Annotated in this window: 8 protein-coding genes; 4 read left to right on the forward strand and 4 right to left on the reverse strand. The window is 67.5% G+C overall.

The window, feature by feature from the left end; translation table 11 throughout:
* Nucleotides 1–1586: 1586 nt before the first annotated feature.
* Nucleotides 1587–2702 (reverse strand): ROK family transcriptional regulator, encoded by a 1116-nt coding sequence (locus B2515_RS04470; RefSeq protein WP_293874164.1) that lies wholly within the window; start codon nucleotides 2700–2702, stop codon nucleotides 1587–1589.
* Between the two features lie 168 nt (nucleotides 2703–2870).
* Here B2515_RS04470 and B2515_RS04475 point away from each other — a divergent pair, with 168 nt between their 5' ends.
* The 3 genes from B2515_RS04475 to B2515_RS04485 all read left to right on the forward strand — a co-directional run bounded on the left by B2515_RS04475 (nucleotide 2871) and on the right by B2515_RS04485 (nucleotide 8003).
* A complete protein-coding gene (locus B2515_RS04475) occupies nucleotides 2871–5582 on the forward strand; it encodes a TonB-dependent receptor (protein ID WP_293874167.1) in 2712 nt (903 codons plus the stop codon).
* Nucleotides 5579–6703: a hypothetical protein gene (locus B2515_RS04480; RefSeq protein ID WP_293874169.1), complete on the forward strand. Its 1125-nt coding sequence runs from the start codon at nucleotides 5579–5581 to the stop codon at nucleotides 6701–6703. The genes B2515_RS04475 and B2515_RS04480 overlap by 4 nt, the downstream gene beginning before the upstream one ends.
* Nucleotides 6704–6797: 94 nt before the next feature.
* Nucleotides 6798–8003 carry a glycerophosphodiester phosphodiesterase family protein gene (locus B2515_RS04485; RefSeq protein ID WP_293874171.1) on the forward strand — a complete coding sequence of 402 codons (1206 nt, stop codon included), beginning with the start codon at nucleotides 6798–6800 and terminating at the stop codon, nucleotides 8001–8003.
* A gap of 733 nt (nucleotides 8004–8736) precedes the next feature.
* Here the strand turns inward: B2515_RS04485 and yghU are convergent.
* Complete coding sequence (gene yghU, locus B2515_RS04490; protein WP_293874173.1) at nucleotides 8737–9630, reverse strand: glutathione-dependent disulfide-bond oxidoreductase; 894 nt, start codon at nucleotides 9628–9630, stop codon at nucleotides 8737–8739.
* 266 nt (nucleotides 9631–9896) lie between these two features.
* Between yghU and glsA the strand changes: the two genes are divergently transcribed.
* On the forward strand, nucleotides 9897–10841 hold the full coding sequence (gene glsA / locus B2515_RS04495) for a glutaminase A (RefSeq protein WP_293874175.1): 945 nt from the start codon (nucleotides 9897–9899) through the stop codon (nucleotides 10839–10841).
* 22 nt (nucleotides 10842–10863) lie between these two features.
* On the opposite strand, the gene B2515_RS04500 is transcribed toward glsA, so the two are convergent.
* Both B2515_RS04500 and B2515_RS04505 read right to left on the reverse strand, forming a co-directional pair.
* Complete coding sequence (locus B2515_RS04500; protein ID WP_293874177.1) at nucleotides 10864–11667, reverse strand: phosphate/phosphite/phosphonate ABC transporter substrate-binding protein; 804 nt, start codon at nucleotides 11665–11667, stop codon at nucleotides 10864–10866.
* Nucleotides 11668–11673: 6 nt separating this feature from the next.
* Nucleotides 11674–12612 (reverse strand): fatty acid desaturase, encoded by a 939-nt coding sequence (locus B2515_RS04505; RefSeq protein ID WP_293874180.1) that lies wholly within the window; start codon nucleotides 12610–12612, stop codon nucleotides 11674–11676.
* Nucleotides 12613–12637: the final 25 nt, after the last annotated feature.

Consider the following 12637-nt stretch of genomic DNA (forward strand, 5'->3'; position numbering starts at 1 on the left):
GAATGGCGGGCTGGCAACAATACCGCAGGCGTGTCTCCGGACCCTGACGGTCAGGCAGCGGACCGTTCGATCTTGAAGCCCCTGCCAGCGTCCGGTGCGTGGTTCCGCCGTCTCCCGCGGCGGTGAGGCGCTATAGCGAGGCGGGGTACGTCGACACGCGCAGATCGCGACGCGCGCAGCGACCGGTCCTGACGTGACGGCCGGCCGAAACACGCAACACGAAGATCGCCTGTCGGACAGAGGGGAACGGTGACGATCAATGGCGTCAAAGACCGAAGCCTTCACAAAACCGGCATACAATGGCGCTAATGCTTGGGTGATGATGGGCGACACGGCGGACCACTCCCGGCAGAAGCCGATGAGAATGCGTGCCCTGTCGGCCCTGGCAGGCGCAAGATGGCCGGTCGCGTCACAGATCAGTTATCTTGCGGCGCATTTCTGCAAGAGCCAGATCTGGCATGCCAGTACCTTGCTGTTTGCGTTTTTCCTGACCGAGATCTGTATGATCGGCGCTGCGGCGATGGGCGTCATTCTCGCCGCCTCGCTGGCGCTCAACGGCTTGATCGACGCCGTCCTGGGTCGGCGCTGGAGCGGCCGCCGGGTCGGTCCCGACGTCACCCTTCGCCTCCAGGTGTGGGGCGCGGCGATCACTGGCCTGTTCTTTTTCCTGTTCTGTGCGACGCCGGTGGTCGGCATTGTCGTTCGGCCGTTCTGGGCGCTGGCGATGCTGCTGGGCTTCCGGGCGAGCTATCCGCTGATCGATGTGGCGCAAAACGCGCTGGTGGCCCAATCCGACCTGACGGATGACCAACGGTTCGCGCTGCTTGCCTGGCGAAACGTCGTCTCGGGTCTCGCGGCCGTCACCGTTGCGGGCATGGTCGCGCCGATGCTGGTTCGCATGTGGAATCCGATGGCCTGGCTGATCTGGTCCGCAGGTACTGCCGGTGCGACGTGCGGCACGGCATGGTGGCTGACGCGATACCGCACCGTCGTCATGAACGGAACGCGGACGGCCATACGGGAGCCCGATCCGTCCCTGTCGTTCGTCGGCGTACTCGCCGCGCTGGTCGTCCTGACGACGGCCGTCGCCCTGTTCAGGACGCTGGAGCCCTATTATTCCGCATTTACCCGCCACGGCGCGGATTTGATGTTGTGGGCGGCGATCGGAGGCATCACCAGCCAGCCGCTGTGGCTGGTCGCGCGGCGGTGGGTGCCGGCGACCGGCACCCTCATCCTCATGACCGTCGTAGCGGGCGTGGCGGGAGCCGGACTGCTCTGGCCCGCCGCGCCGGGTGTGGTGCTGGCCGGCCTGGGGTTCGGCATCGCGACCGGCGGCCTGTCGCTCATCCTGTGGGCGGCGATGATGAACCATGCCGCCGCGGGGCGGGCGACCGGTTATGTGGGATCGTTCACCGCCGTGTCGAAGCTCTCGCAGGCGACGGCGATGCTGGTGCTCGGCCGGGCGCTGACGGGCTCGTCCTATCGCACGACCCTGGCCGATCCGCATTCACCCGTATCGGTGCTGATGGTCCTGTCCCTCGTGGCGATCGGGGGCATTGCGCTGGTATTGGTGCTGTTACCGCGCGTCAGTCGAACAGGTTGCGATGAAATACGAGGGCGGCGGCGCCAAGAGGGCCGGCAAGATCGGGGGCCAGAACGGCGACGTCGAGCATTGTTGCCGGTGCCGGTCGATCGCGGCGGACCGGCAACTGCCGCTCTGGCCAATCGACCGCCTCGATGATCCGGTGCGCCAGGACGCGGGGCAGCCGGCCGCCGAGAATGATCCCCTCGCAGTCCAGCGTGTAGCGCAAGGCGCCGAACAGGTAGGAGAAGCTGGCCTTATGCCGGTCGAGCCACTGCTGGACGCCGGGCCATGCCGGATCGAACCGCGCCACCATGTCGGCGATCCCGTTGGTCACGACGCCGTGATCCGTCAGCGTGTCGCGCAAGGTCGTCAGGTTCGGGGTGGCGCGTCCCGTCATGGCGAACAGGCCGGCTATCTCGCCGGCATTGCCATGCCGTCCGCGCATCAACGCACCGTCGACGATGATCCCCGCGCCGAAGCCGGCCGCGACGTTGACGTAGCAGGAACTGGCGTAGCGTGATCCGGTGCCCAGCAACCGTTCGCCTACCGCCGCGGCACTGGCGATATTCTCGATGGCGACCGGCAGTGCGATCTGGCGGGTGGCCGCCGCCTGCAGGTCGACCAGCGCCCAGTCGTCCAGCTCGGCGGCGGGATTGACCGTATCGGGCGCGACGAAATAGCCGGCGACCGCGACGCCCAATCCCTGCAGCCGCGCCGGTTCCACACCCAGATTCCTGACCGTCGCGGTGCCGAACGCGACCGCGGCATCCAGCAGGGCCGCGCGCGGCATCCCCGGTAGCGTGATTTCACGCCGCGCCCGCACCTGTCCCGCCAGGTCGAGCAACACGACGTCGGCGCGATCGGTCATCACCGACAAGCCGAGCGCGAAGGCGGCGTCCGGCACGATATGGATGACGTTGCTCGGCTGTCCCCGCCCGATGGCGACGGTATCGCCGGTCCGCACCAGTCCGGCAGCCTCCAGTTCCTCGGTCGCACGAAAGATCGCGGTGCCCGACAGGCCGCTCTCGCGGATCAGGACCGATCGGGACACGCTGCCGTGTCGCCGGATCGCAGCGAGAACAATACGCGCCCGGGCGGAAACGGAGGCGGTCTTCATCGAAGGTCCCTTTTCATCCGCCGTGATTAACGGCCGCGATCAAATTCCGCCAATGATCGCCGACTGTCAAATTAATATCATACAAGAGGGTATATAAAGGCCCCGTACAGGGGGAATCGACTCGATATGCTATATTCGACACGTAAGCGCGGCCTGCTCACCGGCACGATGCTCGCAGGAACGCTGCTGATCGTTGCACCCGCATCGGCCCGGCCGCAGGTGACCGCCACCACGGCCATGCCGGAGCAACCGGACGCCACGGACGAAGGCGGCGAGATCGTCGTCACCGGTTTCCGCTCGTCCCAGCGGTCGGCGACGAAAGCAAAACGGCAGTCGGCGGTCATCCTCGACGCGGTGTCGCAGGATGACGTCGGCCGGCTGCCCGACCTCAACATCGTCGAGGCAAGCCGGCGCATCACCGGCGTGTCGGTGGTCGGCGGGGCCGATCCGACCAAGAATCGCGATATCTACCAGCGCGCAACGATCCGCGGCCTCGACCCGAAATACAATCTGGTGACGATCGACGGCATCCCGCTCGCCTCGCCCGACTGGGTGTTCCGCGGCGCACGGCTCGACATGCTGCCCTCCTCGCTGGTTTCGCGGATCGAGGCGATCAAGAGCGTCACCGCGCAATATGATCCCCATGCGCTGGGCGGGCAGATCAACATCGTGTCGAAAAGCGCGTTCGACGGGCGTGACGACCGCTTCTTCGTCGTCAACGCCAATGGCGGTTACAACGACACCGCCGGCAAGCTGGTCCGCAGTGGCGGCCCCGCGATCCGCGCGGATGCGACCGGCGCGATGCGGTTCGGTGCGAACCGGGATTTCGGCATCGTCGCTTCGGTCGAATATCAGCGCCTGCCCTCCACCGCGCGTGCCGAGCTGCCCGGCGACAGCAACGGCGCAGGCTGGTCCTACTTCACCGCCACCGGCGCCCGCACGCCCTTCCCGAACCGGTCGACCGGCCTGCTGATGCCGGTGCGCAACCAGGATTATTTCTTCGAGAATATGCGCACCCGGCTCAGCGGCAATCTGAAGCTGGAATGGCGGCCCGACGACGCGACCGAGCTGTCGCTGTTCGGCGGCTATTACCACGACAAGGATACCGAGACCCGGTACGAAATCCTGACGCTGCCGACCGGCGCGCCGACCGCCGTCACCGCCACGAGCGGCGCGTTCGCGCAGGGCGACCTGCAACAGGGGCTGACCTATCAGCCGGTCACGCGCGACACCTGGCTGATCGATGCCAGGGGGCGGCACGATTTCGGGGGCGGCGTGGTGCTGGACACGACGCTGGCACGCTCGAAGGCGGAATATCGCGAACTGCGCGAGATGATAAAATACGACACCAACCCGCGCCCCGGCACCGCGCAGGCCGGGTTCCTGCCGGCATTCGGATATCGCTACACCATCGCCGACGGGCGCCCGCGGCTGACGCTCAACGATACCGCGGCGGCGAGCAATCCCGACAGCTATCGCGCGCTCTACTTCCGCAGTATCAATCGCGACCTCGATTTCACCGTCGATTTCGCGAAGGTCAATCTCGGCATCAACGCGGCGGCCGAGGATCGCGGTTTTGGCGCGAACATGGGCGCGGCGGTGACGCGCACGGATCTGTCCTACGACCAGCGCTATGCCGAATATGTCTCTGCCAATGCCGCCGGCCTCGCGACGATCGGGACGATGCGCGGCATCCTCCACGGCAAGCAGCCGCCCGCCTATCTGACGCCGGCGGTGCCGTATCTGCTGATCGACCGGCAGGCGGCATGGCAGCGGTTCGGGGCGAACCGCGGCGCATTCACCATGTCCAACCAGATCGCCAACAATGCGGCAGACGACTTCCGCGATCTGGAGACGACCAAAGCCGCCTATGCCCAGGCGCTGTTCCGCGCCGACCGTTTCGATGTGCAGGCAGGCGTGCGCTACGACGCGACGAAGCTCGTCATCGATACCAACCAGGCGCCGACCATCCGCGGCGCGACGGCCTATGAGGCGGTTCGGCGGAAGACCGATTATGATTACTGGCTGCCCTCTGCACTTGCCACCTATCAACTCGGCGACGGCATGCGGGTGCGCGCGGGTATCTCGAAGACGATCGGCCGGCCCGACTACAGCCAATATGCCGCGCGCACGTCGTTCGGGATCGGCACCGACGGCACGCTGACGGTCAGCACCGGCAATCCCGACCTGAAGCCGCGCGAGGCGTGGAACTACGACCTCTCCTACGAATGGTACATGCCCGCCGGCATGATCTCGGTCGCGGCCTTCGCGAAGGACATCCGGAACGAGATCTTCACGAGCAGCCAGCAGGGCCCGGCGACGACCTTTCAAGGCGTCACCTACCAGACGGTGTTCGTCAGCACCCCGCGCAACGCCGCCGGGGCGAAGGTGAAGGGGCTGGAGGTCGGCTATACGATGGACCGCATCGCCGCGGTCCCGGGGCTGGGCTTCAACGCCAATTTCACCCTGCTTGACGGCTCCTATCGTCAGCCGGTCAGCGCCGCCGGCATCGCATCGGGCCTGTCCGCCACGCGCAAGACCAGCGGGCTGATCCAGCAGCCGGATTATATCGCCAACATGACGCTGTTCTATGCGACCGGTCCGGTCGAGCTGCGCGCATCGTACAACCGGATCGGCCGCGCGCTGCAATCGGCGGACGGCGATACGCCGACGCGCGATCTGTATCAGCAGCCCCGCCAGCAGGTCGACGTGCAGGCCCGGTTCACGGTGCAGGAGGGTGTCGAGCTGGTCGGACAGGTGCAGAATCTGACGAAGGAACCGTTCGTCGTCCGTCAGGGGCCGGGCCGCGCATACCTCAACTACTTCTTCCCCGTCGGCCGCACCCTGTGGCTGGGCCTGTCGTGGAAGCCGAAGCTGTGAGGGCGCCCGCCGTTATCGCCGCGATCGCAGCAATGCTGTGCCTCTCCGCCGCACCGGCTTCGGCCGGACAGGGCGCGCCCGCCGATCGCGTGCGCGTCGTGCTCAAGTTCGTGAAGCGCGGATCGGCCGGGCGGCCGGTCGCGCGCTTCGACCCGGCGTCCTGTGCCGCGTGCACGCCGATCGCGACGCCGCTGTTCAATGCCGAGAACGCGCGCGAGACGGTGATCGCGCTCAGCGTACCACGGCGGCGGTCGCTGGAACTGGCGTTCACCGGATCGCCCGCGTCCGTTCGCCGCGTGATACTGGAGGGCGGCGACATCGCCTTCCGCAGCGAGGGCGACCGCACGATCGTGCCGCTGCCACCGCTCGCGCGGGATGCCATCACTGCGGCGGAAGTCGCGACGCATATCGTCGAACCGGGCATGGTGCTGCGCTTCGAACATGCCGATCCCGCGCGGCGGGCCGGCGATTATGCCACCGGTGATTTCCCCGTCGTCCAGCGCCGCGCGGCGAACGCGCTGGAATTCGCGCAGCGCGAGGTGGTGCGGACGCTCGGCCTCGGCGAAGAGGCCGAACGCGAACATCTGGGGCGGATCCAGATCATGGGCTTCGACACCAATGCCCCCCATGCCCACATCGATTCCCCGCCGCACATGCACATGCACCTGCGCTGGCCGGCCAATACGGGGACGCAGATCGGCCATTACTATATCGGCGCCGACGGCCTGCTGACGCACAATCTCGCCGGAGCCAGCGGTCTTGCCGGCGCACCGCTCCGCTACGATCGCGGACAGCCTTTCACGACGATCGCGCCGGACGGTCGGGCGTTCTACACCCATCGCATCACGCCCGAAGGCTGGCTCGATCTCGGCCGCGCGGGGGAGGCGCCGTGCCTGATCCGGCCGATCGGCACGGGCGGGTTCGACGCCGGCGCCACAATCGCCTGCCCCGGCCATTCCGTGCGGCGCATCACGGTGGACGACGATATCGCGCACGGCATCCTCACCGTCGATACCGACACGATCCGCGAAACCTTCCGCTACGACCCCGACACCGGCGCGCTGATAGCACCGCGGGACGCGCCACCGCCCGTCCCCTCGGTCTTCGTCCCCGAACGCTGAACCCTTCGACGCTGCGAGAGGAGGCCGGCATGCCCAGCGGCTGATGACCTGCGCCTGCCAACGCCATGCGACACCATCGATGAAGGACTGACGGATGACATTGCTGACGAGAATGACCGGTATCTTCGCCTGCGTCGCGGCCATGCTGGTGCCGAGTGCCGGATGGGCATCGGAGGTGATCGCCCACCGCGGCGTCTATCACGACGTCGATACCAACCAGACGCTGTCGGAAAACTCCTATTACGCGGTCGTGCGCGCGCACGAGATGGGGCTGCGCGGCATCGAGCTGGACCTGCGTCTGGATGCCAGCGACAATCTGCTCGTCGTGCATGATTTCGTGGCGAACCGTGCGACCACCTATGACGGCGCGGGCGGGAAGATGAACGCGGTGGACGTCCGGCTCCGCCTTCAGTCGCCGCCCCCGGCGGTCCATTTCGCGGCGCACCCGTCGGCGACGTGGGGCAATGTCTACCTCAAGAACTATGGTCGCAACGCGCAGCTCATCAACAACACGCGCGTGACCGGCGATATCGCGCATATCCAGAGCCTGTATTCGTTGCTCAACAACCTGAAGAACTATCGCAGGCAGATCCTGGACGACGCCGGCTTCATGGTCGTGCTCGACATTCAGGACCCCAAGATCCTGAAGCTTGCCGCCGACCAGATCAAGGCGTTCGGCGTTGAGAACCATTTCTATCTGAAATTCTTCGCAACCAAGGCGCTGTATAACGCTCCGAAGTACCGCTACAATGGCGCCGATACCTGCTACGTCTACGCCAAGGACCAGAATCTGACCGGGCTGAACGTCATTCCACAGGTCAACGACGGCGAACTCGACATCAACGAGAATGACAACGCCGGCATCCTTGCCTTTCAGACACGGTTGACGATCGATCAATATCTGCAGTGCTGGGCGGATGCGCAGGCGCAACATGCCGATGCCGCAAAGATGCCGATCGTCAGCGCCAGCGTTCCCGCGGACAACGGCCGGGCCACGGCCGCAGCGACGGCCGGCGCCCATACTGCCATCCGCTGGGCGCAGACGCATGGCCGCAAGACGATGACGATCGTTCCCAATCCCGATGCCGGTCGCCTGATAAACGGCGGCTGCGCCCTGTTCAGTTTCCAGGCCAACGACGTCAGTGCGATCGAGTTTCCGATGCGCGCCCGTCAATCCAAGGCGGGATTCGCCGCCGATCCGTCGGTCAGGCCGGACTATGTCATATATGACGTGATGGGCGATTACGCCCGCAACACCTATCACGCCGATTTCGCCACCTACACCGCCAATCTGTGCTGAACATTTGCCGGACACGGAGCAATCCGTGTCCGGACAAGGACCATCGGGGATGACCCCATTGCACAACAGACGGACGATCCTGATCGGGGGCGCGGGCGTCGCGGCGGCGTGTACGGGCGTCGGCGCCCTTGTCTGGCATGCACGCCGCGACAGCACGCCGGGACGGCAGACCGGGGCGGTCCGCGTCGTTCCCGGGGCAGACGCGAAGCAGGGGGCCCCGACGCCGGCGCCGATCGCAGATGCTGATGTCCCGGTCGAGACGCCCGATCCCGAGTTGGAAACCCGCCTCCGCCGTCTGCTGGAGGACGATGTCGCGAACAGCCGTCGGCGGAGCTTGGAACGGCGGCAGGGCATGGCCGTACCGCCGACGCAAACGCTTTCGGACGTACCGACCGCCTCGTCGGATTCTACGCCGCCCGCCTGGGCCCCGTGACCTGTCATGGAATGTCTTTAGGCCTGCCAGGATGTTCGGGGGCCAGTATGGGAGACCCTTGGATGGCTCTGACGAAGTTCCGATTTTGCCGTTGTCTGGTGGGGTTGATGGCCTTCACCTTCATGTCGGCCAGAATATTTGTCCCGGGACGACTTGGCCTCTAGTTTAGCCAGCAGGCAATATTCCGCTATCCGGTACAAGACCAATAGCAGAGTCATTGGCTCTTCGGTGGACAGCCCCGTATGCGCCGCGTTCTGACGCCAAAGTGGCTTTGCTGGACATTGTCCTGAACCGAGATGCCTACGCTCCTCCGACCGGTGCAGGGTGGGCGCCAATCACCTTGTCTTGCGTCCGCGAGGCGAAATCGCTCGCGTCGTGGCGTTCGTGGAGCTGGCTGGACGGTTCGCCGGTCACGCGATTGACCATCCGGCCGCGCTGGACGGCGGGGCGGGCGGCGATCTGTTCGGTCCAGCGCTGGAGGTTGCGATAGTCCTGCACCGCGAGGAAGTCGCCTGCGCCATAGAGTGCGCCCTGGGCGAGCTGGCCGTACCAGGGCCAGATCGCCATGTCGGCGATCGTATAGTCTGCGCCGGCGACGAATGCGCTTTCGGCGAGGCGGCGGTCGAGGACGTCGAGCTGGCGCTTCGTTTCCATCGCATAGCGGTCGATCGGATAGGCGAGCTTTTCGGGTGCATAGGCATAGAAATGGCCGAAGCCGCCGCCGAGAAAGGGGGCGCTGCCCATCTGCCAGAATAGCCACGACAGGCATTCGGCGCGCGCCGGGCCGGCCGGCGGCAGGAACGCGCCGAACGCCTCGGCAAGATAGACCAGGATCGCGCCGGATTCGAAGACGCGCACCGGCTCGGCGCTGCGGCGATCGACCAGCGCCGGTATCTTGGAATTGGGGTTGGCGGCGACGAAGCCGCTGCCGAACTGGTCGCCCTCGCCGATGCGGATCAGCCAGGCATCATATTCGGCCTCCGCATGGCCGGCCGCGAGCAATTCCTCGAGCAGGATCGTGACCTTGACGCCGTTCGGCGTGCCCAGCGAATAGAGCTGGAACGGATGCCGGCCGACCGGTAGCGGCGCGTCATGCGTCGCGCCGGCGATGGGCCGGTTGATGTTGGCGAAGCGGCCGCCGCTCTCCCGGTCCCAGGTCCAGACGGCGGGGGGCGTGTAGGGATCGTTGCTCATCGGTGATCCTTCGTTGGGGCAGGGTCGGACGACATGCGGCCATCCGCTCGGGGCAGGGCCGATCTAGGGAGAGGCTTGCCATCGGCAAGGTGCGGATCACGCGCGAGCCGGCAGCCGCGCGGGAACATGCGCCATGGCCCGGGCTTTCTGCGGACACCGCGGACGTCTGCCGCGGCACCGGGAGACATGATGGCAGTGCATAGGGAACGCGGTCGGGGCGATGCCCCGTCGGATGGTCCGTCGACCCGCGGCGCGGCGGCGCGACGATGAGTGCGCTGGCCGGGATCGTCACCGATATCGCCGCGACGATCCGCCGGGACGCCGCCGCCATCGAGGCCGCGGCGGATCGCAAGGAGGACGTCGCGCCCGGGCCGTTCGGCATCGCCGTCGCACTGGCTTCCGGGGCGATCGTCACCGCCGGCGACGCGGAGACCGGCTTTCCCATCCAGAGCATTTCCAAAGTCTTCGCGCTCGACATGGCGCTTGGCGCAAAGGGCGACGCGCTGTTCGACCGCGTCGGGCGCGAGCCGTCGGGCGATCCGTTCAACTCGATCGTCGACCTCGAGCGGACCGAGGGTATCCCGCGCAATCCGTTCGTCAACGCCGGCGCGCTGGTCGTGGTCGACATGCTGGTCGAGGCGCTTGCCGACGACTGGCAGGCGAGCGCGGTGGCGGAGGACGTGCGCCGCCGCGCCGGGCTCGACCGGATCGTCGCCGACGCGAAGGTGCTCGCCTCCGAACAGGAGGGCGGTGACCTCAATCGCGCGATGATGAGCTTCATGCGCCACCACGGCAATCTGCACTCCGACCCGGACGCGGTGATGGAGGCCTATGTGCAGCAATGCGCCATCGTCCTCGACTGCTGCGGGCTGGCGCGGGCCGGCCTGCCGTTCAGCGCGACGCGGCGCCATCCGGAGGACGCGGACGCCGACGCCGTCGCGCGCCGCCGGCGACGGGTGCTCGCGTTGATGATGACCTGTGGCCATTACGACGGCTCCGGCGATTTCGCACTGCGGGTCGGCGTGCCGGCGAAGAGCGGCGTGGGCGGCGGCATCCTCGCGATCGTGCCGGACATCGCCTCGGTCGCAGTCTGGTCGCCGAACCTCGACCAGCACGGCAACAGCATCCTCGGCGTCCGCGCGCTCGAGATGCTGTGCGACCGGACCGGCTGGTCGGTGTTCGGCCCGCCGCTGACGGACGGTGTCGGCTGACGCTTGGGGAGCGTCGCCCGCGTCATTGCAGGGCCGGATAGCCGAGCCGGCACGCCGCTTCCTCGATTTCGGTAACACGATCATAGGCGGCAAGGCCGATGTCCCGGCTCGCGCGCAGCCGCAGCGCCCGTGCGGCTTCGGGTTCGGCCAGGATGCTGTCGTCCACGGCGCGTCTTAGCTGGTCGACCAGGGCCGGGTCGGTCGACCGGCTGGTGACGAACGGCAGGTTGGGGACCGGCACGCTCCACCCGATCGTCCGGACCCGCGCCGTCCTAGCGGGCTGCTGCTCTGCAAGATGCGCGAAGGTGACCGCGTCGATCGCGGCGACGTCCGCCGCGCCCTGCGCCACCGCGTCCAGCGAGGATGCGTGCGACCCGGTCACGACGACGCCGGCGAAGAACGGGCGGCCGACGCTGAGCGGCGCCACCGCCCGGCGCAACAGGTTCATGCCGGTGTTCGATGTCGCGTCGTTGATCGCGGCGCGGCGCCCGGCGAGCGCGCCGAGGTCGGTGGCGGCATCGTCGCGGCGGACGACGAAGCGGCTGCGGTGGCAATGGCCCTCGCACCCCGGCGCCGCGTAGAGCGGCGTCGCAACATAGGTCAGCCGATCACGCCACCGCGTCGTCAGCGGATAGCCGCAGGTCTGCGCGAGCAGCAGCGTCGGATCGTCCCAGATCGCCTCGAGCGACCGGTCGCGGTCCAGCCGGTCGGGAACCCCCGCCACCCCCGCCTGCCGCAGTCGCTCCGCGATCGCGCGCCACAGCCGGTCGTTCGCGGCGTGGAGCGGCGGCTGGTCGTACATCCCCAGCGAGGCGACCCGGCTCATGACCGGTCAATGCGCATGGTCGGGATGCACCAGCACGTCGTGCGGGCGCAGCGCATAGCGGCGGAACACCTCGCCATAGCCGCGATAGAGCAGCCCGCCATTGTCGTGCAGCAGGTCGGTCCGGTGGTCCGCATAGAAACGCGGTAACGCATACCAGGGCAGGGCGGGGGCGCGATGATGCGCGGCGTGCAGATTGTTGTGGAGGAACAGGATGCCGAACAGCCCGGCCTGCTCGACCACCGCGACGCGGTGATCCGATACCGGCGCGGCGCGATGTTCGGCGAAGGACCGCAGCAGCGTCAGCGACGTCCCCGCATAGACGATCAGCAGATAGCTGCCGATGCCCATGCCGCACAGCCGCAGCCAGGCGAGGATCGCGACGACGCCGAGCAGATGCACGCTCCAGTCGCGCAGGACCATGGCGGGCGACGCCACCGCACGGCGCATCTCGCCGGCGAGGAAGCCGCCGATCGCCACCGCCGGCCCCAGGATCAGCCGCCCGAGCAGTGGCGCCTGCGCTGCCGTCAGCGCGAGCCGGATCCTGCCCCGCATGCCGGTCGCGCGCCGGGCATAGCGCGATTCGGGATCGCGCAGCGGATCGGTGACATGATCGGTCGCATGATGCGCGATATGGTCGCGCCGGTAACAGGCGAACGGCAGCCACAGCGCCAGCGGCACGCCGCCGATCAGCGCGTTGATCCGGCGCCAGCGGGTAGGATGGCCGTGGATCGTCTCATGCTGGAGCGACCCGTGCCACGCGATCAGCCACGCCCCCGCCGCGATCACGACCGGCGCCGGCAGCCGCGCGTGCAGGGCGATGAGCAGCAGCCAGCCGGCGTAGATCACCACCGCCAGCGCCATCGTCGGCCATTCGATCGACCGCGAAGCGCCGGTGTCGCGCACTGCCTGCTGGACCAACTGCCGTCCCTCCGCCGCGAAGTACATGTCCTCGCCCGGGCGGGGATGGCGG

Source organism: Sphingomonas sp. UBA978 (genome assembly GCF_002292295.1).
Taxonomy (GTDB): domain Bacteria; phylum Pseudomonadota; class Alphaproteobacteria; order Sphingomonadales; family Sphingomonadaceae; genus Sphingomonas.

Coding starts and splice junctions, on each gene's coding strand:
- yghU (WP_293874173.1), bottom strand. CDS start 9,630: ATGAGCAACGATCCCTACACGCCCCCCGCCGTCTGGACCTGGGACCGG.
- B2515_RS04475 (WP_293874167.1), top strand. CDS start 2,871: ATGCTCGCAGGAACGCTGCTGATCGTTGCACCCGCATCGGCCCGGCCG.
- B2515_RS04505 (WP_293874180.1), bottom strand. CDS start 12,612: ATGTACTTCGCGGCGGAGGGACGGCAGTTGGTCCAGCAGGCAGTGCGC.
- B2515_RS04485 (WP_293874171.1), top strand. CDS start 6,798: ATGACATTGCTGACGAGAATGACCGGTATCTTCGCCTGCGTCGCGGCC.
- B2515_RS04500 (WP_293874177.1), bottom strand. CDS start 11,667: ATGAGCCGGGTCGCCTCGCTGGGGATGTACGACCAGCCGCCGCTCCAC.
- B2515_RS04470 (WP_293874164.1), bottom strand. CDS start 2,702: ATGAAGACCGCCTCCGTTTCCGCCCGGGCGCGTATTGTTCTCGCTGCG.
- glsA (WP_293874175.1), top strand. CDS start 9,897: ATGAGTGCGCTGGCCGGGATCGTCACCGATATCGCCGCGACGATCCGC.